This window comes from Rhodoferax sp. AJA081-3, assembly GCF_017798165.1.
Classification (GTDB): domain Bacteria; phylum Pseudomonadota; class Gammaproteobacteria; order Burkholderiales; family Burkholderiaceae_C; genus Allorhodoferax.
The window spans coordinates 3547036-3571185 of sequence record NZ_CP059068.1 but is presented as its reverse complement, the minus strand read 5'-3'; the positions used below and the strand labels follow the sequence as shown (position 1 = coordinate 3571185).

General features: G+C 61.0%; 20 protein-coding genes. 4 read left to right on the top strand and 16 right to left on the bottom strand.

Features of this window, described 5'->3' with window-relative positions:
- Window positions 1-7 precede the first annotated feature (7 nt).
- Window positions 8-2761 carry a TonB-dependent receptor gene (locus HZ993_RS16680; protein WP_209393863.1) on the bottom strand — a complete coding sequence of 918 codons (2754 nt, stop codon included), beginning with the start codon at window positions 2759-2761 and terminating at the stop codon, window positions 8-10.
- A 51-nt stretch (window positions 2762-2812) separates the two neighbouring features.
- Window positions 2813-3598 (bottom strand): transporter substrate-binding domain-containing protein, encoded by a 786-nt coding sequence (locus HZ993_RS16675; protein WP_209393862.1) that lies wholly within the window; start codon window positions 3596-3598, stop codon window positions 2813-2815.
- A 234-nt stretch (window positions 3599-3832) separates the two neighbouring features.
- Between HZ993_RS16675 and HZ993_RS16670 the strand changes: the two genes are divergently transcribed.
- Both HZ993_RS16670 and HZ993_RS16665 read left to right on the top strand, forming a co-directional pair.
- A complete protein-coding gene (locus HZ993_RS16670) occupies window positions 3833-5797 on the top strand; it encodes a hypothetical protein (protein ID WP_209393861.1) in 1965 nt (654 codons plus the stop codon).
- A gap of 32 nt (window positions 5798-5829) precedes the next feature.
- Window positions 5830-6834: a MurR/RpiR family transcriptional regulator gene (locus HZ993_RS16665; RefSeq protein ID WP_209393860.1), complete on the top strand. Its 1005-nt coding sequence runs from the start codon at window positions 5830-5832 to the stop codon at window positions 6832-6834.
- 48 nt (window positions 6835-6882) lie between these two features.
- On the opposite strand, the gene HZ993_RS16660 is transcribed toward HZ993_RS16665, so the two are convergent.
- From HZ993_RS16660 to HZ993_RS16625, 8 genes are all read right to left on the bottom strand, one after another.
- Window positions 6883-8538 carry a GDYXXLXY domain-containing protein gene (locus tag HZ993_RS16660; protein ID WP_209393859.1) on the bottom strand — a complete coding sequence of 552 codons (1656 nt, stop codon included), beginning with the start codon at window positions 8536-8538 and terminating at the stop codon, window positions 6883-6885.
- Window positions 8535-9515, bottom strand: a complete 981-nt coding sequence (locus HZ993_RS16655) for a DUF2157 domain-containing protein (protein WP_209393858.1) — start codon at window positions 9513-9515, stop codon at window positions 8535-8537. The genes HZ993_RS16660 and HZ993_RS16655 overlap by 4 nt, the downstream gene beginning before the upstream one ends.
- Window positions 9515-10018 (bottom strand): LPS assembly lipoprotein LptE, encoded by a 504-nt coding sequence (lptE, locus tag HZ993_RS16650; RefSeq protein ID WP_209393857.1) that lies wholly within the window; start codon window positions 10016-10018, stop codon window positions 9515-9517. The genes HZ993_RS16655 and lptE overlap by 1 nt, the downstream gene beginning before the upstream one ends.
- A gap of 10 nt (window positions 10019-10028) precedes the next feature.
- Window positions 10029-12782, bottom strand: a complete 2754-nt coding sequence (gene leuS / locus HZ993_RS16645) for a leucine--tRNA ligase (RefSeq protein ID WP_209393856.1) — start codon at window positions 12780-12782, stop codon at window positions 10029-10031.
- Window positions 12783-12870: 88 nt separating this feature from the next.
- The gene (locus tag HZ993_RS16640; RefSeq protein WP_209393855.1) at window positions 12871-13296 is read right to left on the bottom strand and encodes a biopolymer transporter ExbD; all 426 of its coding nucleotides are present in this window, start codon (window positions 13294-13296) and stop codon (window positions 12871-12873) included.
- Complete coding sequence (locus tag HZ993_RS16635) at window positions 13293-13940, bottom strand: MotA/TolQ/ExbB proton channel family protein (RefSeq protein ID WP_209393854.1); 648 nt, start codon at window positions 13938-13940, stop codon at window positions 13293-13295. Before HZ993_RS16635 ends, HZ993_RS16640 begins: the two co-directional genes overlap by 4 nt.
- Complete coding sequence (dapB, locus tag HZ993_RS16630; RefSeq protein WP_209393853.1) at window positions 13937-14740, bottom strand: 4-hydroxy-tetrahydrodipicolinate reductase; 804 nt, start codon at window positions 14738-14740, stop codon at window positions 13937-13939. Before dapB ends, HZ993_RS16635 begins: the two co-directional genes overlap by 4 nt.
- Before the next feature lie 24 nt (window positions 14741-14764).
- A complete protein-coding gene (locus HZ993_RS16625; protein ID WP_209393852.1) occupies window positions 14765-15310 on the bottom strand; it encodes an outer membrane protein assembly factor BamE in 546 nt (181 codons plus the stop codon).
- Window positions 15311-15393: 83 nt separating this feature from the next.
- Between HZ993_RS16625 and fur the strand changes: the two genes are divergently transcribed.
- Window positions 15394-15852, top strand: a complete 459-nt coding sequence (fur, locus tag HZ993_RS16620) for a ferric iron uptake transcriptional regulator (protein ID WP_209393851.1) — start codon at window positions 15394-15396, stop codon at window positions 15850-15852.
- A 24-nt stretch (window positions 15853-15876) separates the two neighbouring features.
- On the opposite strand, the gene hprK is transcribed toward fur, so the two are convergent.
- The 3 genes from hprK to hpf all read right to left on the bottom strand — a co-directional run bounded on the left by hprK (window position 15877) and on the right by hpf (window position 17727).
- Window positions 15877-16827 carry an HPr(Ser) kinase/phosphatase gene (hprK, locus tag HZ993_RS16615; RefSeq protein ID WP_209393850.1) on the bottom strand — a complete coding sequence of 317 codons (951 nt, stop codon included), beginning with the start codon at window positions 16825-16827 and terminating at the stop codon, window positions 15877-15879.
- Between the two features lie 27 nt (window positions 16828-16854).
- Window positions 16855-17322: a PTS sugar transporter subunit IIA gene (locus tag HZ993_RS16610; RefSeq protein ID WP_209393849.1), complete on the bottom strand. Its 468-nt coding sequence runs from the start codon at window positions 17320-17322 to the stop codon at window positions 16855-16857.
- Between the two features lie 75 nt (window positions 17323-17397).
- On the bottom strand, window positions 17398-17727 hold the full coding sequence (hpf, locus tag HZ993_RS16605; RefSeq protein WP_209393848.1) for a ribosome hibernation-promoting factor, HPF/YfiA family: 330 nt from the start codon (window positions 17725-17727) through the stop codon (window positions 17398-17400).
- Between the two features lie 380 nt (window positions 17728-18107).
- Between hpf and corA the strand changes: the two genes are divergently transcribed.
- Window positions 18108-19094, top strand: coding sequence for a magnesium/cobalt transporter CorA (gene corA / locus HZ993_RS16600; RefSeq protein WP_209393847.1), 987 nt, complete (start codon window positions 18108-18110; stop codon window positions 19092-19094).
- A gap of 59 nt (window positions 19095-19153) precedes the next feature.
- Here the strand turns inward: corA and HZ993_RS16595 are convergent, their stop codons facing one another.
- The 3 genes from HZ993_RS16595 to HZ993_RS16585 all read right to left on the bottom strand — a co-directional run bounded on the left by HZ993_RS16595 (window position 19154) and on the right by HZ993_RS16585 (window position 23982).
- Window positions 19154-20827 carry a long-chain-fatty-acid--CoA ligase gene (locus HZ993_RS16595; protein ID WP_209393846.1) on the bottom strand — a complete coding sequence of 558 codons (1674 nt, stop codon included), beginning with the start codon at window positions 20825-20827 and terminating at the stop codon, window positions 19154-19156.
- 83 nt (window positions 20828-20910) lie between these two features.
- Entirely contained in the window at window positions 20911-22329 is a 1419-nt protein-coding gene (pntB, locus tag HZ993_RS16590; RefSeq protein WP_209393845.1) for a Re/Si-specific NAD(P)(+) transhydrogenase subunit beta, read from the bottom strand.
- 27 nt (window positions 22330-22356) lie between these two features.
- Entirely contained in the window at window positions 22357-23982 is a 1626-nt protein-coding gene (locus HZ993_RS16585) for a Re/Si-specific NAD(P)(+) transhydrogenase subunit alpha (RefSeq protein WP_209393844.1), read from the bottom strand.
- Between the last annotated feature and the right edge of the window lie 168 nt (window positions 23983-24150).

Sequence of the window (24150 nt, the reverse complement as noted above, 5' to 3'; positions counted from 1 at the left end):
TTTTGGCTTACCGGAACGCGTAGTTCAGGCTGACAAAGGCACTGCGACCACGGGGGTCCGTGTAGGTGGGGTCGTAACCGGCCAGGAAGTAATAGGCCTGGTTGGAGAACGGGGGCGCGGTATTCAACAGGTTGAGCACACCGGCGCGCACCTTGAACGCCTTGCTGACGGCATAACTGCCGGTCAGGTCCCACAGCGAGTAGGCTTCTACATCACGCGCGGCCAGCAGCTTGTTGCTGGTCGGGTCGTATGTGGTGTTCTGGTCGCGGTAGCCCTGAGAGTACTGGTTGGCCAGTGTCAGGCTGAAGGGGCCCTGGTCCCAGCCGAAGCTGATGCGGTGGCGCCACTTCTGGATCACCTGGTCATTCAGGAACACACCCAGGTTGCTGCGCATGGGTTCCAGCGGGCCAAACTGGCGGTCATAGTTGAGCACCAGCGTGCCGCTGAAGTTGGCACTGAAGCGGCCGACGCTGGTGGAGGCACCGCGGTAGTCCACACCAAAGTCCAGACCGGAGGTCTCCAGGCTGCCCTGGTTTTCCTTCTTCAAGATGATGTTGGTGATGTCGCCAAAGCTGTTGCGCTGGATGTAGGTGCCGTTGTATTTGGCGGCGTTGTCCACAATCACCTGCTCACCCAGGGTGCTGATCACATCGGTCTTGCGGATGTTCCAATAGTCCACGCTGAAGTTCAGCTCCTTGGTGGCGTCCAGCACAAAACCCAGGGAAGCCTGTTGCGATTTTTCAGGCTTCAGGTTGGGGTTGGAGCGGCGCTCCACCGGCCACTGGTTGGTACAGAAGTCGATGTCTCCCCCTTGTGCGGCCAGACAAGTCGGGTCGGTCAGGAAGCTCGACGTGGTGCCGTAGGTGATGGGCCGGTTCAGATCGTCCAGCGAGGGTGCGCGAAAGCCCGTGCCGGCGGATGCCCGCACCAGGAAGTTCTGCTGGGGCTGCCAGCGCACGCCAAACTTGGGATTGGTGCTGGAGCCGGCGTCGTTGTAGCGGTCGTGGCGCAGGGCGAACTGCAGTTCCAGCGTTTTGCTGACCGGTGCATTCACCTCAGCAAACACAGAAGAAACCTCGCGGCTGTTGTCGGTGGCCTTGATGTCGGTGGCCGAGCCGGCCAGTGCGCCGGAGTCGCGGTCACCCGCGATGTTGTTGGACAGCAGCAGGCTGGAGGGTGTGAAGGTCGCGTTTTCACGGCGCAGTTCGCCACCCAGCGCGACCGCCAGGTCACCACCATCCAGCGGCATCAGGGCCTTGGAGATCTTGCCGTCGATGCTGGTGGACACACCCTTGGAGCTGCGTGCTGTGTCGTTGATCTTGATGCTGTTGATCAGGTCCAGGCCGGCCTGGCTAGAGGGGCCAAACGGGTTGATGGTGCCATTGCGCACACCGGCTTCAAATTTGTCGAACAGGACATAACCATTGACATAGGTGTCGGTGGCCTTGTTTTCGGCACGGGCCACTCCGATGTCGTAGTCCCAGCCCGCAATCAGGCCGCTGGCGCCGATCACCAGACGCTCAGCCTTGCTGTTGACTTCATTTGTGCGGTTGCCGGCTTCGGTCATGCGGTAACGGATGCCACTGACGGTGCCGGTGCCCAGCGCTGCGGCGTAGGCGGATGGCAACACGCTGACCGGCAGGTTGCGGATGCGGACGGGGTTGGGGCTGAGCACATACCGCGACTTGGCGTCCGACTCCACCAGCTCGGCAAACACCTGGTGGTCTTCGTTGATCTTGAACGTAGCGCGGCCGATAAAGCCCACCTTGCTGGCTTCTGGGTAGATCTCGGTGTCTTGCATGTAGTCGTAGCTGCAGGCCAGCGGGCCGCCGGGGCCGCTGGTGGCAAACACGGTGGCGGGTCCGTTACAAGTGGGTGAGCTGGGGTTGATGCGGTTGCGTGTGGAACCTGCAGGCAACAGGCCCTTGGCAATCAGCGTGTTGCGCTGCGCGGTGGAGATGTCGATATTGGCCGGAAAGGTGTTGCTCGACATCAGCGCGGGCAACGTGGTGGCCAGCGGGCGGTCCTGGATGAAGGCACGCTGGGTCGAACGCAGGGGGTCCAAGCGCTGCACATCCAACACACCAAACACATTGAAACCGTCCTTGTTCAGGTCACCGGCACCTGCGCTGATGCTGGCGGTGCGTTTGCCGGCGCCGCCCTGTTGGGTATTGGCGATCGAGGCATTCAAATCCACGCCCTGGTAGTCCTTGCGGGTGATGAAGTTGATGACACCACCAATCGCGTCAGTGCCGTAGATGGCAGAAGCGCCATCTTTGAGCACTTCCACCCGCTGGATGGCACCGGCTGGAATATTGTTCAGATCCACGCCCGCGTTGTCGCCGGGCGATGCAAAGTTGGCCAGGCGGCGGCCATTGAGCAAGACCAGGGTAGACGACACACCCAGGCCGCGCAAATTGGCGCCATTGAAGCCCCGCTGGCCGGAGGTGCCGTCGGTGATGCTGGCCCCGTCCGACAGGGGTGCGGTGTTGGCAGTGATGTTCTTCAGAATTTCTGCCGCCGTGGTGACACCACTTTTGTCGATGTCTTCGCGCTTGATCACTTGTACTGGCAGTGCGGTTTCGGCATCCACGCGTTTGATGGAGCTGCCGGTGATTTCCACACGGTCGAGTTTGCCGGTTTCGGCCTGGGCCAGCGCGGCCTGGCTGGCGAGCAGGGATACGGCCAGTGCGGCGGCATGGGCACAGGGGCGCAGCGCAAACGTGGCGCGTGCGGACGAAGACGAAGTGGTGCGTGTCATAGTGGATCTGGGGTTGGTGGTGGCGAGAAGGCGGGAGGGGACGTGTTGCTGCTATTCGCCGCGAATGTTCACGTCGAAATATTTGTCGTTGATGGACTTGTAGACACCGTTGCCGGTGATGGTCTTGAGGGCTGCGTTGACCTTGGTGCGCAGGGTCTCTTCACCCTTGCGCATGGCGATGCCGGTGCCACCCGCCTTGTTGCCGCTGGGGTTGATGGGCGGGCCCACTTTGCTGAAGGTCTTGCCCTCGGGCGACTTCAGGAAGGCGGTGGTAGCTGCCAGCGAGGAGCCAAAACCGATGTCGCCGCGTCCGGCCGACAGCTCCATGGTCACATCGGCTTCTTTGGCCACCTGCAGCACCTGGCTGTCCTTGTAGTTCTCGGCGATGTATTTGGCACGCGGAGTATTGCGCGTCACGATGATGGTTTTGCCCTTGAGGCTGGCGGGGCTCACGTCTTTGAAAACACCCGTCTTGGCGATGAAGGTGGACGGGATGTCGTAGTACGAATCGCTGAAGTCCGCGACCTTGAGGCGCTCTTCCGAGATCGTCATGGAGGCGACGATCATGTCGAATTTGCGCGCATTGAGCGCGGGCATCATGCCGTCCCACTCCTGGGAGACCAGGGTGCACTCGGCCTTCATGGTGGTGCACAGGGCGTTGGCAATGTCGATGTCAAAACCGGAGAACTTGCCATCGGTACCCATTTGGGAGAATGGCGGGTAGTTGGCTTCGACACCAATGCGGATTTTGGCCCATCCAGGGGCTTGGGCGTGGGCGCCCGCAGCCAACCCAAGGGCGGTTATGGCGGCGAGCGCAAAGGGCAGTTTGCGGGGCATGAAGACTCCTGAAAAGGATGAAAGAGAGAAACCGTTTCCGAACTAGGAAACCGTAATGTACAGTTATTTTCATAATCGGTTTATATGAAAATATAAGGACAAACCCTGACGCGAATTCATGCAAATCGGGTTTCATCGGGGAAATTTGCGCGGAGAATGGCTCATTTTGTTTTCAATGCACGATATGTTGAAAATTTTTGACCCACTCCAGATTGCTAGAACATGGTTTGCCACATGCCCACACACGCCTCTTTTTCCCCTCTTTGGCGGGGTGCGCTCTTTGCCATTGCGCTGGGGTGCCTGATGATGGGCAGCCAGGACACGTGGGCCGATGCAATGCCCCCCATCGCCAACGTCGTGATTGGCGGCGCAGAGCGCCGCTGCTCCAGCTACAGCGGCACCAGCCAGGGGCGCGATTGCATGGCGGATTGGGACACCATCCTGGCGCAGGACCCAGCTTTCAAGGGCCTGACCCGTGACGACCTCAGCTTCGACGCCGAAAACGCCACACCCGCCTTCACTTACAGCCTGACCCAGGCCCGCGTGGATGCGCTGCGCAATGTGCCGATGCGGCTGTTTGATGCGCGCCGCAAGTCTTTGGTGCTGGCGCGGTCGGTGCAGGCCCTGCAGGCTTCCGGACCCCAACAGCACCTGACATGGCCAGCCTTGGAGAGTTTGCTGTCGCAGCCGCCAGCCAGCGACGCCGATCGCCTGACCTTGGCCGAGGGCGCCATGCTGCGCTCGGCCTTTGTGGACCCGCTGCCCCACTACCGGCGCAAGCTGCAGGGTCGCTCCACCGTGTTTTCATCCAATACAGCCAGTGTGGCCATCACCCATGCGATCGTTGCCGCCGCACGGGCGCTCAACCAGGGACGCAAACCCCTGATTGGTGTGGTCACGGCATCGGCAGGTTCACACCCGTTTGCGGACCGTGACATCAATGTTTTCATGCTGCAGTCGGCGGGTGCCGATGTGGTGTACCTGCCGCTGGACGGTGGCTCTCGCCAGGCGCTCGATGCCGACGACTGCGCCCACCTGCGCTACTACTACGACAGCTATACCAACACCCGGCCCGAACGGGTGGTCTACCACGCCGACCTGTTGTTCCCCGACCTGGCACAGCAACAACAGGCCCTGTGCGCCAACCGGGGGCAGGCCTTGAACGAACTGTTGGGCCGCTTGAATGGCATCTATTTCTCCGGTGGCAACCAGGCCCGCCATCTGGAAAGTCTGGTCTCCCAAGACGCTGCGGGCAACTACACACTGCCCAGTGCACAACTGGCCATACTGCAGCGCCGCCATGCGCTAGGCCAATTGGTTGTAGCAGGCACCAGCGCCGGCAACCATATCCAGGGTGGTAGCCTGTGGCAGGGCAAACCCGTGCCCATGGTGGGCGGAGGCAGCAGCTACGATGCGCTCAAGAACGGCTTTGCGCAGGGGCGCGGTGTGGCAGGTGATACGGCAGAGCTTGGGCAAACCGAACTGAATGCCAACTTCTCGCCCGTCATCTACCCGCTGGGCGGCCTGGGCGTTTTCCGCTTTGGTGTGCTGGATTCCCACTTCTCACGGCGCGCGCGTGAGGGCCGCCTGGTGCGCGCCACGTTTGACAGCGCCATGCACTACGGCTTTGGTGTGGATGAAAACACGGCACTGCTGGTCAGCCAACCCGACGCCGCGGGCACCACGCATTTCTCGGTGTTGGGTGCAGGCGGCGTGTTCATCGCCGATGTGCGCCATGCCCAAGCCCAAAGCCATCCCCAGAAACACTTCAGCATCCAAGGCGTTCAGGCCCACTACCTGCTGTCAGGCGACATGGCCCGCATAGACGCCACGGGTGACTTGCAGGTCACCCTGTCCAGCAGCGCGCCCGTGCTACCACTGGCAACCGCACCCGCGGTGGTGGTGCAGGACCGCTTGCTGGACACTGGTTCCTACAACTTTCTGAACCTGGCCACAGCCATGGGCCGCACAGGTGCGGCGCAGGGTTATGGCAGCACCCACAACAGCGCCGATCCGCTCAACCCACAGAACAAGCCCTATTACAGCGCCACGCTGTCACGGGATACCCACACGGTGTTCCGCGCCGCCGTCGCACCAGATGCAAACACCCCTTCGCCCGTGGCCTATACCGGTCTGCGGGTGCAGTTCTCGCCTTGCACCGACGGGTGCCAACCGACCAAGCCTGGACTGTCGCAGTAAGCACCAACACGACACCGGATAATCCCCCCACTATGTCCACCACCACCCCAGACGCCTCCGCACCTGCGGCCTACTCCAGCCCTTCGGTTGACACCGCATTTGCGCAATCGGAACTGGGCTTCAAATTGCGCGCCGTACTGGCCGAGGGAAAAGGCACGAATGTGGCCATCGCCGATTTTTTGCTGCGCAACCCGGTGCGTGCCACGGCCTGGGGCATTGAGGAACTGGCGGCGAATGCCCAAACATCCACTGCAACCCTCAGCCGCTTTGCGCGGGCACTGGGGTTCAGCGGCTTTGGCGCGCTGCGCAGTGGCATGGCCGACGCATTGCAAACGGCTTTGCAACCCGTGTTCCAGCCGGTCGACAAGTTGCGCAATGTGCTGCAACGCAAAGACGAGGACGGTAGCAGTGGGAAGCCCATCATTGCCGAGAGCCTGGACGCCAGTGTCAGCAATTTCCAGGCGGCAGCCGCGGGCCTGAACCCGGCCATGCTGATCGCTACGGCCCACAAGATTTTGGCGGCGGAGACGGTCTACACCTTGGGCTTTGGTATCAGCGCCCACCTGTCGGCCATGCTGGCGCTGGACCTGCAGCCCTTTTGCCGCCAGGCCATCAATGTCGTGGAGTTTGGCGGTACCGAAGTGGCGGCCGGGCGGCTGATGAACATCGGCCCCAAGGATTTGCTGATTTCCATTTCATTCCCGCGTTATGCGAGTGACGCCGTCATGCTGACGCGCTACGCGCGGGACCGTTGCGCCCATGTGATTGCGCTGACCGATTCCATGGCTTCGCCACTGGCCAACTGGTCGCACGATGTGCTGGTGGCACCGGCCACCCACCCGGTGTTATCGAGCAGTTACACCGCTGCGCTGTTGGTAATAGAAGCCCTGGTCACCAGTCTGATGGTCAGTGGCGACAACCAGGTAGCGCAGGCGGAAAAGCTGACGGACGCTATCTCAGCCTACCTGTACACCGACAAACCGGGCAACGACAGCGGTGTGGACCGCCCCGCCAAACGCATCGTGCGCAAGGGCTAGTCCCCTCGGGGGTCTTGCGCGCATTGGGACGGCCCGGCGGCAATCCAGCTACAAAACCTTCAGGTCCGCGCCACGCAAACCGACCAGCAGGGCCCGGCCATCCTTGCCAACACGGAACTCGCCGTATTTGGCCTGGGCCCAGCGGTCGGCCTCGCCTTCCTTGAAAAACCAGGCGTCGGTGACCAGCACCCAGTCGCCGTTCTTGGGCGCCAGTTCAATGCGTAATTCATCGGCTGCCAGCGGTGTGCCCTGATCGACGCGCACCACGGTCGCAATGCCACGCGCATCACGCGTGGCCACCACGTGAGGGCGTTGCCCGGCTGCCAATGCGGTGTTGGGCACGCCCACCGTGTCGGAGAAGGCGAAACGCAACGCCATGTAGTCGCCCTGCATCAGCGAACGTGGGTCCACCGGCGCCAGCGGCACAAACAGCGGTTGGCCGCGTGATATGAGGTTTTCCTTTTGCCAGATGGCGCCATTGGCTACCAAGAGCACCAACAGCGCCGCAAAGGCCAGGCCGGCCTGGGATTTGCTGAACGCCGGCGTGCCGACCGCCCCGATGGTCTGCGGCGCTTGAAAAGCCTGTGTGGTGCGCGCCGCCCACCAGGCCAGGGCACCCAACACGGCACCGGCACCTGCCAGCAGCAAGGCCTTGTCGGCCAGCGGCCAGGCCAACTGGTAGTAGAAGGCACCCATGATCCAGGCTGCGGCTACACCCGCGGCACTGGCCACCCGCCAACGACCAGCGGACACACAATAGGCCAGTACCAACCAAACGCTGCCCAGCGACGGCATAAACCCCGCCAGCCCAACCAGCACCAGGGCCACGGCTGCACACCAGGTGTTGCGCACCCGGGGCCACACATGGGCCAGCCAGGCGGCACCCGCTAGGGCCAGCGCCACGGACGCCAGGCGCAACGTCTGCAGACTCTCCAGCATTGCGCTGTGTTTGGGGCCTAGTTCACGCGCAATTTCCCCGGCAACATGGCCGCCACCACCCAGGCTGGCACCGACCAGAAAAGTCATGCCGGCCCAAAACGCCAGGCCCGCCAGGGTGACCAACAACCAGCCTACTGACAAGGATTCCCATGCGGCCGCAAGGCGCGCGCCTCTCCCATCGTTGAGCACCGTGCGTTGTATCCATGCACCCGCCAATGCCACGGCCACCAACACATGCAGGGCCAGCCAAACACTAGGCCATTCGGAGCGGCCAAAAACGTTCAGGCTGATGGGCGCCACGGCCAAGCCCACCAGACCCGCGGCGCCCGCCCCCAGCAAAGCCCGCAGCCAGGGCTTGGACACTGCCCACACCACAGCACCCACCAGGCCAGCAGACACCGCCGCAGCGCCACGGTTGGGCAAATCACGAAACAGGGCATAACCCAACAGTGCGCCGCCTACCATCAAGGCCGGTACGGCCAGTTGCTCCACAAACAGGGGCAGTGTGCGCCCACGCAACAGGGCTACGGCGCCCGCCAGTACCACAGCACCCACCACATAGGTCCCCGTGCCACGCAGTGCCGCTTCTCCCACCATCAAGCCAACGAAAATCAACAAGGGCACTGCGGCCAGCCATGCACCCAAAGCCGTCAGCAAAACCACGGGCCAAGGCCGGTGGTCCTGTTCGGGGCGATGGGCTTCGGCGGGCAAAACACCGGCAGCACTCGCAGCCCGCAGAACATGGTCCAAACGGTCGGCACTCATACGCCGCCACCTTGCGCGGCATCGCGACGCGACAGCCGCAATAACACACCCACGGTGCCAGCCAACAAGCCCGCCGCCGCCAGGCCCAACAGCAGCATGGCACCCATCCAGAAGTCGCCACGCGTGTCGTGGAACAGCACTTTGCCCAGACCAAAAATCAGCAACACGTTGAGCCCCAGGCCCACTGCACTCAAACAAAAAATATCGAACAGTTTTCGGCTTGCCAGAGCAAACGCGGTGCCCGCCAACAAGCCCAGGCCCAGGCCGTACAACAGAACCATCTTGTTGGAAAAAAGAGCGCCCAGTGACGTCGTGGAGACCATCAGCGTAGCCAAGGTAACCGCCGTGCGCATAGCCCAGAGACCACTGCCGCTCCAGCGTTTAAAAACCGGGCTCAGGGCCAGCGTCAAACCCAGCGCGGCACTCCAGGCCACGGCATAGATGTGCAGGTCTTGGGGCTCCACACGCCAGTCGTGGGCGGTGTGCGCATGCACCCACAGCGAGATACCAGTGCTGACGATCAACGCCCAGGGTGTCCACAACACATCGCTGCGCACGCTGAAACACAGCGGCAGAGCCAGCACCGCCCATACGGCAAATAGCTGCCAGGGGTCAGCACCTGTCTGGTAGGTCTGCCCAAAATACGCAAACAGGCCACCAATGGTGAGCAGTGCCATCAGTCCCAAGGGCGCGCGTGCACTGGGCTTGACCAGGGCACCGCCACACATCACCAGAAACAGCGCCTGCAGCAGCCCAAACCGACCGTAGCGCCCTAGCGTCTCCCAGTTGGCTGCTACCCACAGGATGACTCCAAAACCGCCCAGGGCCGCCGCCAGCACGGCCACGCCGCGTGGCAACCAGTAGGCAAGTTGTGCGGGCTCGCGGTTGAGCCCGGCTAGCTGGGCCAGCTTGTGCGAACCCGTGGCATCCAGCCTGTGGCGGGCCGCGAGTTCGTACAGTGCCAGGCGAAGGTCCATCAGGGTGCGTCGAGTGATTTGATCGCCGCCAGGCGCCGCAACAGCTGCTGCAGGATGTCGTTCTGCATGTCGCGGAACAGCAGTACCTCTTCGGCCTCCTTGGCCAACACGGCGGATTCGTTGAAGCTGATGTCGCGCTGCTGCGAGATTTCGGTCGGACCAATCAGCTCGCGCCCATCCGGCAGGCGCACACGGAACAGCAGGCGCAGGCGCAACTGGAACTCGCGCACCTGGCCCGAGGCGTTGACACCCACCACATTTTTGTCACGCACCTCTTGCAAAATGTCCACGATGACCTGCGGCGCCTCAACGCCCCGCACCGGCGCCAAGGGCACGATGGCCTTGCCAAAATACCGGATCAAGTCAGCGGCTACCAAGCCGTTGCGCTCCGGCGTGACTGCCAAGGTCTGGAAGGCAAAGGTCTGGCTGCTGCGCAACTTGAAGCCGCAGCCCGCCAGAGCGGCCGCGGCCATGGCGGCGATGGCAGTGCGACGGCGGAGCATGGGCTGCGGTTTAGAGGACCACATTGACCAGACGCCCCGGCACAATGATGACGCGTTTGATGGGTGCACCCGCAGCGAAGTTGACAAACGTCTCGTTGGCCAGTGTCAGCGCCTCGATCTCGTCCTTGGACGCACCCGAGGGCACCATCACCGAGCCGCGCAGCTTGCCGTTGACCTGCAGCATCAGTTCAATCTCGTCCTGCACCAAGGCAGCAGGGTCCACCTGTGGCCAGGGTGCGTCCAGCAGGTCGCCGCTGCCCTTGGCATACCCCAGCTCGCTCCACAAGGCGTGGGCAATGTGGGGCGTGGCCGGGTAGAGGACACGCAGCAGCAGCGAGAAACCTTCCAGCACCGCGGCCAAACCACCTTCGGACTCCACAGCCTTGAAGTCTTCCAGGGCATTGATCATCTTCATGGCGCCAGACACCACGGTGTTGTACTGCATCCGCTGGTAGTCGTAGTCCACCTGCTTGAGCACCGTGTGCATCTCGCGCCGCAGCACCTTGGCTTCCTTGCTAAAGCTTAAGCCATTTATGCCGCCAGCCCCCGTCAACTGGACCTGGGTAGCTTCAATATCCATAGCAGACAGCTTGAAACCAAAGTTCCAGACCCGGCGCAGGAAGCGGTAGCTGCCCTCCACCGCCGCATCGTTCCACTCCAGCGTGGCCTCGGGCGGCGCGGTGAACATGGTGTAAATGCGTGCGGTGTCGGCGCCGTATTTCCCGATCAGCTCTTGCGGGTCCACACCGTTGTTCTTGGACTTGGACATGGTGCCCACGCCTTCGTAATCAATGGGCGTGCCCACCGGCAGCAGACCGTCCGCACTGTCCACGGCCTTGATCAGCTTGGCACCGTTGATCTTGCCCGCATCGTCAAACACATGCTCCACGTCCTGCGGCCAGAAATACTCCTTGCCACCCTTTTCGGTGCGGCGGGAGTAGATGTGGTTCAGCACCATGCCCTGGCACAGCAGTTTGGTAAACGGCTCATCCACGGTTACCAGGCCCAAGTCACGCATGACCTTGGTCCAGAAGCGCGCGTACAGCAGGTGCAGGATGGCGTGTTCGATACCGCCGATGTACTGGTCCATGCCGCTGCCACCCTTGGCGAGTTGCTGGTCGCGCATCCAATAGGCGGCACCGCCGCTGACCATGGCGTCGATATTCGTCGGGTCGCAGTAACGCATGTAGTACCACGAGCTATCGACAAAGGTGTCCATGGTGTCGGTCTCGCGCCGCGCGGCCTTGCCACATACCGGGCACACCACACCGGCGTGAAAACCTTCGTGTTTGTGCAGCGGGTTGCCAGAGCCATCGGGCACACAATCCTGCGGCAGCACGACGGGCAGATCCTTCTCGGGCACCGGCACCGCGCCGTGCTCGGCACAGTGGATGATGGGGATGGGTGTGCCCCAGTACCGCTGGCGGCTGACGCCCCAGTCGCGCAAGCGCCAGGTGGTTTTTTTCTCGCCCATGCCTTTGGCCTGCAAAGCCGCAGCCACGGCATCCACGGCATCCGTATACGACATGCCACTGAAGACGTCCGAGTTGACGGTGACGCCACGCTGCTTGTCCGCATACCAGTCTTGCCATTGGTCGTGGTCGTAGGTCAAGCCATCGATGTGCACCACATCGTCAATGCGGAGGTTGTACTTTTTGGCAAAGGCAAAGTCGCGCTCATCGTGGGCGGGCACACCCATGACGGCACCATCGCCATACCCCATCAGCACATAGTTGCCGACCCATACGTCGATGGCGTCACCGGTCAGCGGGTGGGTGACTTGCAGGCCCGTGGGCATGCCCAGTTTTTCCTTGACGGCCATTTCGGCCTCGGTGGTGCCGCCGGCCTTGCACTCTTCGATGAAAGCTGCCAGGCGCAGGTTGGACTTGGCAGCATGTTGGGCCAATGGATGCTCTGGCGCCACAGCACAAAAGGTCACCCCCATGATGGTGTCGGCGCGGGTGGTGAACACATACATGCGGCCATCACCAATCAGCGCGCCGTCTTCACCCTTGATGTCATGGGTGAATGCAAAACGCACGCCGCTGGATTTGCCGATCCAGTTTTCCTGCATCAGCTTGACACGCTCGGGCCAGCCCGGCAGGCCGGTCTGCACCTGCTCCAGCAGTTCCTGGGCGTAGTCGGTGATCTTGAGGTAATAACCAGGGATCTCACGCTTCTCGACCGTGGCGCCAGTGCGCCAGCCCTTGCCGTCAATAACCTGTTCGTTGGCGAGCACAGTCTGGTCCACCGGGTCCCAGTTGACGACCTGCGTCTTGCGGTAGGCAATGCCTTTTTCCAGCATCTTCAAAAACAGCCACTGGTTCCACTTGTAGTACGACGGGTCACAGGTGGCAACCTCGCGGCTCCAGTCAATGGCCAGGCCCATGGCCTGCATCTGGCCCTTCATGTAGGCGATGTTGTCGTACGTCCATTGCGCAGGTGGCACCTTGTTCTTCAACGCGGCGTTTTCGGCGGGCAGGCCAAAGGCGTCCCAACCCATGGGCATCAACACGTTGTGGCCGTTCATGCGCAAGTAACGCGCCAGCATGTCGTTGATCGTGTAGTTGCGCACATGGCCCATGTGCAGCTTGCCGCTGGGGTAAGGCAGCATGGAGCAGGCGTAGAACTTCTTCTTCAGGTTGCCTTGCGCATCCCGCGCGTCTTCGGTCACGCGGTAGGCGTTCTGCCCATTCCACAGGGGTTGTGCCCAGTGTGCGTGCGCCGCTTTTTCGATGTCCAGGTGTTGGTATTTGTCTTGCATGGGTGAAGGGGCGACCTAGCGTCGCCAGATGGAGTGCCTGAGGGGATTTTAGGCGTACTGGGTAGATGCCCCCCACAGGGGAGCAACCCTAACGCCTTGCGGCGGCTGTGTCTGTCACGAAACCGATGCGGTGCAGACCTGCAAGGTGGGCCTGACCCATCAGCTCGACCACTCGACCATAGGGTACGGCGGTGTCGGCGCGCAAACGCACTTCGGTGTCAGGGTTGCGTTCACCGGCTTGGCGCAGTGCAGCGGCCACGGCCCGGGCGTCAAGGGGTTTGTCATCGACAAAGACCTGGCCCGTCTTGTCCACCGTCAGCGCAATGAACTTGGGAGCCTCCAGCGTGGCGGCACCTGCAGACTTGGGCAGGTCCACCTTGACTGCACTGACCAACAGGGGAGCAGTGATGATGAAGATGACCACCAGTACAAGCATCACGTCCACCAGTGGCGTCATGTTGATCTCGCTCATAGGCTGGGGAGCGGCGGTGCGCTCCAGGCGGCCGAAACTCACTGTGCCCTCTGCGTAATCAACAACTCGCGCAGATCGCGAGCAAAACCTTCCAGATCGGCCTCAATACGACCGATGTAGCGTCCCAGGATGTTGTAACCCAGAACGGCGGGAATAGCCACGGCAAGGCCGGCCGCGGTCATGATCAAAGCTTCACCCACGGGGCCGGATATCTTGTCTATGCTGACCTGGCCTGCACCCGAGATACCCATCAGCGCATGGTAGATGCCCCAAACCGTGCCCAGCAGACCCACAAAGGGCGCGGTGGAACCCACGGTGGCCAGCAGTACCTGACCAGCCTGCAGCTTGAGCAGGACGGCGTGCAAGGCATCGCGCAACAGGCGGGTGAGTTGTTGGGACTTGTCGCCCGCACCAGCCAACGTGCCCGTGGTTTGCACCTGGCTGGCCTGAACCAGCGGTGCAACCAGGACTTCGCGGTCAAACAGCTGCACGGACCGCAGTCCCTCTGCCAGCGAGGGCGCTTGCCAAAAGGCGGCCGTGCTGCGGGCCACGTCGCGGTGGGCGCGCAGCAACAACCAGGCTTTCCACAAAATCACGACCCAACTGCCCACCGACATCACCAGCAACGCCAGCGCCACACCTTTGCTGACGGCGTCGCCCTGGCGCAGCAGGTCGAAGGCGTTCACCGCAGGCTCAGCACGTCAAACATGTCAAACAGCCCGGACTTCTTGCCCGCCAGAAAACGCACCGCGCGCAGACTGCCCTGGGCATAGGTCGCCCGGCTGGAGGACTTGTGGCTGATCTCGATGCGTTCACCAATGCCGGCAAACAGCACCGTGTGGTCACCCACGATGTCACCGCCGCGTATGGTGGCAAAACCGATGGAGGACGGGTCGCGCTCACCGGTCACACCTTCACGGGCGTAGACAGCGCAGTCTTTTAAGTCACGGCCCAGCGCGTCGGCAATCACCTCGCCCATTTTCAGGGCCGTGCCAGAAGGTGCATCCACCTTGTGGCGGTGGTGGGCTTCGACGATCTCGATGTCGTAACCGGTGGACAGCGCCTTGGCAGCCATCTCCAGCAGCTTGAGGGTGACGTTGACACCCACGCTCATATTGGGCGCCATGACGATGGCAATGTCTTGGGCGATGGTGGCGATCTCTGCCTTTTGCGCGTCGGTAAAGCCGGTAGTACCAATGACGGCGGCCACTCCCAATTCGCGGCAGACCTTGAGATGGGCCAGTGTGCCTTCGGGCCGGGTGAAGTCGATCAGTACATCGCTGGGCTGCAGGCCAGCGCGCAGGTCCGCCGTGACCAATACACCCATGGGCTTGCCAGACATGGCCCCTGCATCCTGGCCCACCGAAGGGCTACCCGCCATGTCCAGGGCTCCGGCTAGGCTGCAGTCGTCTGCGGCACGGATGGCATCGATCAACATCTGACCCATACGGCCTGATGCGCCCGCCACAGCAATCTTGTGGGTCATGTCACGGTTCTTTCTGCTGCAAAACTAGGGGCGTGTAGCCTCAAGCGGCGGGTAATCGCTCGGAGCGGCCACGACAGTTGCGGTGGCAGCAGCAGGCCTGCTCGGTGGTGGGTACTTGCTCAGGCTTTCTTCCGAGGCTTGCAGGCTCGGCACGGAATTGGGCAAAGACGGCGACTTGAGTGTGGCGACAAATTCAGCCTCGCTGGGCAGTGCATCGGCCTCGGTGCGCTCCACCAGATCGTTCTTGAAAAACACGGTGACCTTGCGTGACTGGGGCACCGCACCCTGCTGCTTGAGGGTGAATACATAGTCCCAACGGTCGGCATGGAAAACACTGACCAACAAGGCAGTACCCAGGATGTCGCGCACTTGGGCGCGTTGCATGCCGGGCTTGAGCTGGGCCAGCTGTTCCTTGGTCACTACATTGCCCTGCACGATGTCCATCTTGTAGGGCGACACGATGCCAGCAATGCGTGCGCTGGCACCATTCAAGCTGCTGCAGCCCGCAAGGCCCGCAAACACCAGGGCGACCAGGGTCAGATTGAGGCTACGGCAAGGGATGTCAGACATGGGTGGTTACGCGAGATATGATCGCAGGATTGTAGCGGTTGAGCGCCGCCGCCCCCTCGCTTACCCCCGGCGGAGAGATGCCCATGACCAATATTGACGAACTGAAAAACACAGGCCTGAAGGCCACCATTCCGCGCCTGAAAATACTGGAAGTGTTCCAGCGCAGCGCCGAACGCCACCTGACAGCGGAAGATGTATTTCGCGTCCTGTTGCAGGAACGGTCAGACGTGGGTCTGGCCACGGTCTACCGGGTGTTGACCCAGTTCGAGCAGGCCAGCATCCTGAGCCGCAGCCATTTCGAAAGTGGCAAGGCGGTGTACGAACTCAACGAAGGCCAGCACCACGACCACCTGGTGTGCCTGGACTGCGGCAAGGTGGAAGAGTTTTACGACGCAGAAATCGAGAAACGCCAACACGCGGTTGCCAAGGCCAAGGGGTTCTCCATTTCGGACCACGCGCTGAGCCTGTATGCCACCTGCACCAAGGACAAGTGCCCCAACCGCACCGACCGGGAAAAACAGCGCGGCGGCAGCGCTAACTGAGGCGTTTGCGACAACCCAGACCGTTTATTCGCCCTGCGACATCGCCTTGCGGTGGCGCTCTACAAATTCCTGGTAGGTGTCGATACCACGCAATTGCAGAATGGTGTTGCGCACAGCGGCCTCCACCAGAACCGCAATATTGCGGCCCGCCACCACCTGGATCACCACCTTGCGCACCGGAATGCCCAGGATGTCCTGGGTCAGGGGCTCGTAGGGGATACGCTCGTACTCGCGCTCCAGGGTTTCGCGGCGCACCAGGTGCACGATCAGTTTGAGCCGCATTTTGCGGCGCACTGCGGTTTCGCCAAAGATGCCGCGGATGTCCAACAGGCCAATGCCGCGCACCTCCAACAGGTTTTGCAACAGCTCGGGGCAGCGCCCTTCAATCGTTGTCTGGTTGATGCGGTACAGGTCCACGGCATCATCGGCCACCAGGCCGTTTCCGCGAGAAATCAACTCCAGGCCCAGTTCGCTTTTGCCCAGGCCGGATTCACCGGTAATCAGCACCCCAAGACCCAGAATATCCATGAACACGCCGTGCATCGAGGAACGGTCGGCAAAGTGTTTGGAGAGATAGGCCCGCAAGACGTCGATGACAAACGCCGACGATTCCTCGGTCGCAAACATCGGTATCTGTGCCCGCTCACACATGGACAACAAGGCCTGGGGCGCGATTTGCCCATCGGCCAAGACCAGCACCGGCGGCTCCAGTGTCACGATGCGGGAGATGCGGCGGGCGCAATCCTCGGGCGTGGCATTGGTGATGTACGCAATTTCGCGTTCGCCCAGAATTTGAACGCGGTAGGGGTGGATGTAATTCAGGTAGCCAACCAGATCAGCGCCCGAGCGTGCGGCACGAACCGCCACTTCGTCAAATCGGCGCTCGGAAGCCCCCAAGCCCGCGACCCATTCCCAGTGCAGGCGGCCGCGAAACTCTTCAAAGAGTACGTCGGCGCTGACTACAGTGGGTTTCACGGAAAGTTAGGGCGCCGTGTGCCTGGCTCAGGCCACTTGGGCAGACTGCCAGCCAGCAATCATGGAATGCAGCTGTGCAGCGTCGGAGGTGGCCAGCATGCGCTCGCGCAATTCGGAGTCGCTCAGCAACTCGGCGATTTCAGACAGGATTTCCAGGTGTTTTTGGGTTGCCGCTTCGGGCACCAGCAAAAATATCAGCAGCCCGACCACCACATCGTCAGGCGCATCAAAACCGATGGGGTTCGCCAGCTGGAACACAGCAGCCATGGGGGCCTTGAGCCCTTTGATACGTCCGTGGGGAATGGCGACACCATGACCTAGACCGGTGGAGCCTAGGCGTTCGCGCGAAAACAGGCTGTCGGTCACCAAGGCACGGCTCAGGCCATGCAGATTTTCAAACAACAGGCCAGCTTCTTCAAAAGCGCGCTTTTTGCTGGTCACTTCAACGTGCGCGAGCACTTGCTCAGGTGACAGGATACTGGCTAGTCGGTTCATGGTGTGGGGCGATTATGCACAAAAAAGCCGCCCCATGAAGGGCGGCTGCTCTAGTACGCAATACCAGTGCCGGTATTACATCAAGCGTTTGGGCGCTTGGTGGTGGTGGTCCTGCAGACGGTCTTTGTGCCGCACGACCTGACGGTCCAGCTTGTCAACCAAGTCATCCACTGCCGCATAGAGGTCCTCATGCGAGCTTTCGGCAAACATGTCGTTGCCCTTGACGTGGATGTTGCACTCGGCACGCTGCCGTCGTTCCTTTTCCTTTTGCTTCTCAACGGTTAGAAGTACCTTGACATCGACCACCTGGTCAAAATGTCGCATGATTCGATCGAGCTTGGTCGTAACGTAACTGCGCAGTGCCGGGGTAACTTCAAGATGGTGACCGCTGATCGTCAAATTCATAAATAGCCTCCAGTTGCTCTCGGGTTAAAAACCTTGCCGCTGCGTTCCAATGTTTGGCGCGGTAAGTACGACTACCAAAATGGTCTAAATTGATTGCCGTCAAATCACTATGCGCCCGAAATGGGGGAAATGCAATGCCTTTTTTTGGTAACGCTGTGCAACACAATGACCCCGCACAAACTCCGGCTTTTGTCTGTCTATTGCCCACTAATGCGGTGCGATAATTTGAGAATCAGCACTTTTGGAGAGCATTCCTTGGAAAACTACCCTTGTCGGTAGCTTTCACGCTTAATTGGGGTCAGATTCCAATTGCGCGAAAGCAGCAGCGACGCTCCGTTGTCCGTGTCGGACAGCAGGAATCTGACCCCGATTGAATCGCCATGCTCAATATTTTCACGCTCGCCAACGGACGGCTCTTTCAGGAAGAAATCGAGTCGCTGGAAGAGCTCTCCCAGTTCCAGCCCATCTGGGTTGACCTCGAATCCCCCACCGTAGAAGAAAAACGCTGGGTCAAACAGTACTACGGCCTGTCCATCCCCGAAGATGCGATGGACGAAGACATCGAAGAATCCGCGCGCTTTTACGAAGAAGACAACGGCGAGCTGCATATCCGCAGCGACTTCTTGATCGCCGACGACGACGAGCCACGCACGGTACGTGTGGCCTTTATTCTGAACCAGGTCAACGACGAGCTCAAAAGCAAGGGTGTGCTCTTCTCCATCCACGATGAAGACGTGCCGGTGTTCCGGCTGCTGCGCATGCGCGCCCGCCGCGCACCGGGGCTGATTGAAGATGCCAAAGAGGTTTTGCTCAAGCTGTTCGATGCCGACGCAGAATACTCCGCCGACACGCTGGAAGGCATTTACGACGAGCTGGAAAAGGTCAGCACCAAGGTCTTGTCTGGCGACGTGACCGATGCACTGGCCGGCGAGGTGCTGGGCGCCATTGCCCGCCACGAAGACATGAATGGCCGCATCCGCCGCAACGTGATGGACACCCGCCGCGCGGTCAGCTTCATGATGCGCAGCAAGATGCTCAATGGTGAGCAGTTTGAAGAGGCGCGCCAGATCCTGCGCGACATCGACTCGCTGGATTCCCACACGGCTTTCCTGTTCGACAAGATCAACTTCTTGATGGACGCCACCGTCGGTTTCATCAACATCAACCAGAACAAGATCATCAAGATCTTCTCGGTGGCCAGTGTGGCGCTGTTACCGCCAACGCTGATTGCCAGCCTGTACGGCATGAACTTCAAGTTCATGCCCGAGTTGGATTGGACACTGGGCTACCCCTATGCCCTGGGGCTCATGGTGGCCAGTGCACTGGTGCCCATGTGGTACTTCCGCAAGCGCGGCTGGCTCAAGTAGTAGCCCGCAAATAACAAAGCGGCCCGCGGGCCGCTTGTTTTTTTGCACCACGCAGTGGTTTACTTGTCGCGCAATTCGCGGCGCAGGATTTTGCCAACCGGTGTTTTGGGCAACTCGCCACGGAACTCTACCACCTTGGGTTGTTTGTAACCGGTGAGGTTTTCCTTGCAGAAGGCACGCACGTCGGCTTCGGTGACGTTGGGGTCTTTCTTGACAATGACCAGCTTGACGGCTTCACCCGTCTTGGCATCCGCCACACCCACGCAGGCACATTCCATGATGCCGGGCATCTGGGCCACCACGTCTTCCAACTCGGTGGGGAACACGTTGAAGCCGCTGACCAGGATCATGTCCTTCTTGCGGTCCACAATCTTGAAGAAGCCGCGTGCATCGACCACACCCACATCGCCGGTCTTGAAGTAACCATCGGCGGTCATGACCTTGGCGGTTTCGTCCGGCCGCTGCCAATACCCGGCCATCACCTGTGGCCCCTTGATGGCGATCTCGCCCGGCTCACCGGCCACCACTTCATTGCCATCATCGTCCAGCAACTTCATGTAGGTATTGGGCAAGGGCACACCAATCGTGCCGGTGTATTCCTTGGCCGTCACCACATTGCAACTGGCGGACGGCGAGGTTTCGCTCAAACCGTAACCTTCACAAATGGGGCAGCCGGTCTTCTCGAACCACAGCTTGGCCACACCACTCTGCACGGCCGTACCGCCGCCCACGGACACCTTGAGGTTGCTCCAGTCCACCGTATTGAAATCGGGGTGGTTGGCCAACCCGTTGAACAGGGTGTTCACCGCCGGGAAGGTATGGATCACATGGTTGCGCAGCTCTTTGATCACCGCGGGAATGTCACGCGGATTGGGGATCAGGATCAGCTTGCCGCCCTGGCGCATGGACAGCATCATGCCCACCGTGAACGCGAAGATATGGTACAGCGGCAAGGCACATACGCCGGTGGGTTGCACACCAGCCGGGATCGTGCCCATGGCCGGACTGTTCCAGATCTCGGACTGCAACACATTGGCAATCACGTTGCGGTGCAGGAGCACTGCACCTTTGGAGACACCGGTGGTGCCGCCCGTGTACTGCAGCACCGCCACATCGTCGGCCTTGGTGTCCGGTTTTTTGAACGACGCCTTGTTGCCCAGAGCGATGGCCGCATTAAAACGCACGGCGCCGGGCAGGCTGAAAGCGGGCACCATCTTTTTGACATTGCGCACCACATAGTTAACGAGTGTGCCTTTGAGCAGACCCAACTGGTCACCCATGGCACACAGCACCACATGTTTGACGGGTGTGGATGCGATGCACTTTTCCAGCGTGGTGGCAAAGTTCTCGATGATGACAATGGCCTTGGCGCCCGAGTCCTTCAGCTGGTGTTGCAACTCACGCGGCGTGTACAGCGGGCTGACATTCACCACTACAAAACCGGCGCGCAGAATGCCGGCCACGGCTACGGGGTATTGGGGCACATTCGGCATCATGATGGCGACACGGTCGCCCTTGGTCAGCCCCAGCGACTGCAGATAGGCCGCAAACGCCTGGCTGAATCGGTCCGTCTGGCCATAGGTGACATCCTTGCCCATGAAGTTATAGGCCACCCGGTCGGCGTATTTCTGGAAGCTTTCTTCCATCAAGGCCACCAACGAGGTGTAGGCCGCCACATTGATGTCGGCGGGCACGCCCTTGGGGTAACTATTGAGCCAAATGCGGTCTGTCATGCTTGCGTTCCCAACTGAGTTGTAGCCCGATATTTTCCTGTGAATGTCCAGGGTCGGCGCCTGAGACTGTCTTGGTGTTTTCCCTAGCCTCTGAGTGCCGTCAACACCTCATCCAGCATCTTCTTGGCATCACCAAACAGCATGCGGTTGTTGTCTTTGTAGAACAGCGGGTTGTCCACCCCGGCATAACCCGAGGCCATGCTGCGTTTCATGACGATGGAAGTCTTGGCCTTCCAGACTTCCAGCACCGGCATGCCGGCGATGGGGCTGGTGGGGTCGTCCTGCGCGGCAGGGTTGACGATGTCGTTGGCGCCGATGACCATGGTCACATCGGTGGTGGGGAAGTCGTCGTTCAGCTCGTCCATTTCGAACACGATGTCGTAGGGCACCTTGGCCTCGGCCAACAGCACGTTCATATGGCCTGGCATACGACCCGCAACCGGGTGGATGCCGAAGCGCACATTGACGCCTTTCTCCCGCAGGAACTTGGTGATTTCAAACACTGTGTGCTGGGCCTGCGCAACCGCCATGCCGTAGCCGGGCACGATGATGACGTTTTTGGCTTCGCGCAGCAGTTCGGCGGTTTCGGTGGCATTCACGGGCGTGACTTCACCTGCCGGTTGTGCCGCATCCCCAGTGGGCTTGGGCGCCGCTGCGGTGGTGCCAAATCCACCGGCAATCACACTGATAAAGCTACGGTTCATCGCATTGCACATGATGTAGGACAGGATGGCGCCGCTGGAGCCCACCAATGCACCGATAACGATTAACAAGTCGTTGGACAGCATAAAACCGGTAGCGGCCGCAGCCCAGCCAGAGTAGCTGTTGAGCATGGACACCACCACCGGCATGTCGGCACCACCAATGGCCATGACCATGTGGATACCAAACAGCAGCGCCACCACGGTCATCACGATGATGGGCACCATGGCCTCTTCAATGGAGTGGGCGTTCAGGAAGGCGCGGGCGAACCAGATCACGACCAACAGACCGGTCAGATTCAACCAGTGGCGCCCCGGCAGCAACAGGGGGCTGCCGCCGATACGGCCCGACAGCTTGCCAAACGCAATGATGGAACCGGAGAACGTGACCGCACCAATGAAGATACCGATGTAGATTTCCATCTCATGGATGGCCTTGGCCGCGCCCGTGAACCCGGCCGAGGCCTGGGGGTCAATAAAGGTGGCATACCCCACCAACATGGCGGCCAGACCGACCATGCTGTGCATCAGCGCGACCAGTTCGGGCATTTGGGTCATCTGCACGGTGCGTGCGGCATACAGGCCAATGGCCCCACCAACCACCATGGCGCCGATGATCCAGACATACCCCGCGCTGGTGACCTGCGGGCCAAATACCGTGGCCAGCACGGCGATGGCCATGCCGATCATGCCGTAGAGGTTGCCGCGGCGGGCGGTTTCCTGGTTGGACAAACCGCCCAGACTCAGGATGAAAAGAATGGTGGCGCCGATATAGGCGACCGTGGCCAGACTGGTAGACATGGGTGTGCTTCCTTCTTCTTATTGTGTTTATTTGCGGAACATGGCCAGCATGCGCTGGGTCACGGCAAAACCACCAAACATATTGATGGCAGTGAGCACAATGCCCACGGCGGCCAGGCCGCGGATCCAGTCCTCGGGGCGGTTGGCGACCTCGGCAACCGTGGGTGCCAGTGGTGGTGCAATCTGCACCAGGGCGCCAATGGCAATGATGCTGCTGATGGCATTGGTCACACTCATCAGCGGGGTGTGTAGCGCCGGCTTGACGTTCCACACCACCATGTAGCCCACAAAACAGGCCAGCACAAACACCGTGAAGTGACCCAAAAAGGCCGCCGGTGCGTGGGCACCCACGAACCAGAACAACGCGGCCGACACACCAAACATGATGGCCAGCTTGTGGCCCGCCATGGGCTCGCTCGGCGCGCCATGGCCGTGTGCTTTCTTGGCAGCGGTTGTGGCCGCGGGTTTGGCAACCACCGCAGGGGCAGCCGGCAATTTGGGTGCGGGCGCTGGCCAGGTGATGCTGCCGTCCTTGACCACCGTCAGGCCGCGGATGGCATCGTCTTCCATGTTGACGTTGATGATGCCGTCCTTGGTCTTGCACAACTCTTCCGATAAGCGGAACAGGTTAGAGGCATACAGTGTGGACGATTGTTTGGCCAGGCGCGAAACCAGGTCGGTATAACCCACGATGGTCACACCGTGTTTGACCACCGCTTGGCCGGGTTCGGTCAGCTCGCAGTTGCCACCCTGCTCGGCCGCCATGTCCACAATCACGCTGCCGGGCTTCATGCTCTGCACCATTTCGGCGGTGATCAGTTTGGGCGCGGGTTTGCCCGGGATCAGCGCGGTGGTGATGATGATGTCGACCTCGCGGGCTTGCTTGGCGTACATCTCGCGCTGCGCCTGCTGAAAGCCTTCACTCATGACTTTGGCATACCCGCCGCCACCGCCACCTTCTTCTGCGTAATCCACCTTGACGAATTCACCGCCCAGTGACGTGACCTGGTCGGCCACTTCGGCACGGGTGTCGTTGGCACGCACGATGGCACCCAGGCCTGCCGCCGTACCAATGGCTGCCAAACCAGCCACGCCAGCACCGGCGATGAAGACCTTGGCGGGCGGAACCTTGCCCGCGGCGGTGATCTGGCCGTTGAAAAAGCGGCCAAAGGCGTTGGCCGCCTCAATCACCGCACGGTAGCCGGCCACGCCGGCCTGGGAAGTCAACGCATCCATCTTCTGGGCGCGGCTGAGCATGCGGGGCAGGGCATCGATGGCCAACACCGTGACCTGTTTGGCCGCCAGTTGCTGCATCAGCTCGGGGTTTTGGGCAGGCCAGATAAAGCTGATCAGCGTACTGCCGGAGCGCATCAGCGCCACTTCGTCGGTGCTAGGACCACGGACCTTGAATACGATGTCGGACGCAGCCCACAAGGCGGCCGCACTGTCCACAATCTGCGCACCGGCTGCGCGGTAGCTGTCGTCGCTGCAGTTGGCCAGGTCACCGGCACCGGATTCGACCGATACCGCAAAGCCCAGCTTGATGAGTTTTTCCACTACCTCGGGCACGGTGGCCACGCGTTTTTCACCCGGGAAAATTTCGCGCGGTACGCCTATGCGCTGTGCCGTCCCTGTAGATACACCAGTTTGCATGCAGCAACTCCTCAGCTAAATATTTGCAACAGTCCAACAACAGCGCCCGGCCAAACACCCGGCATACGGTCGGCGCCGTGCAGCTTAACTGAATTTCCCCCGCAATCCGCAAGGTAATACCCGTTTTGGGGCAAACGGGCTTTGGGTGTGCTGGCGCCCCGGGTTTCC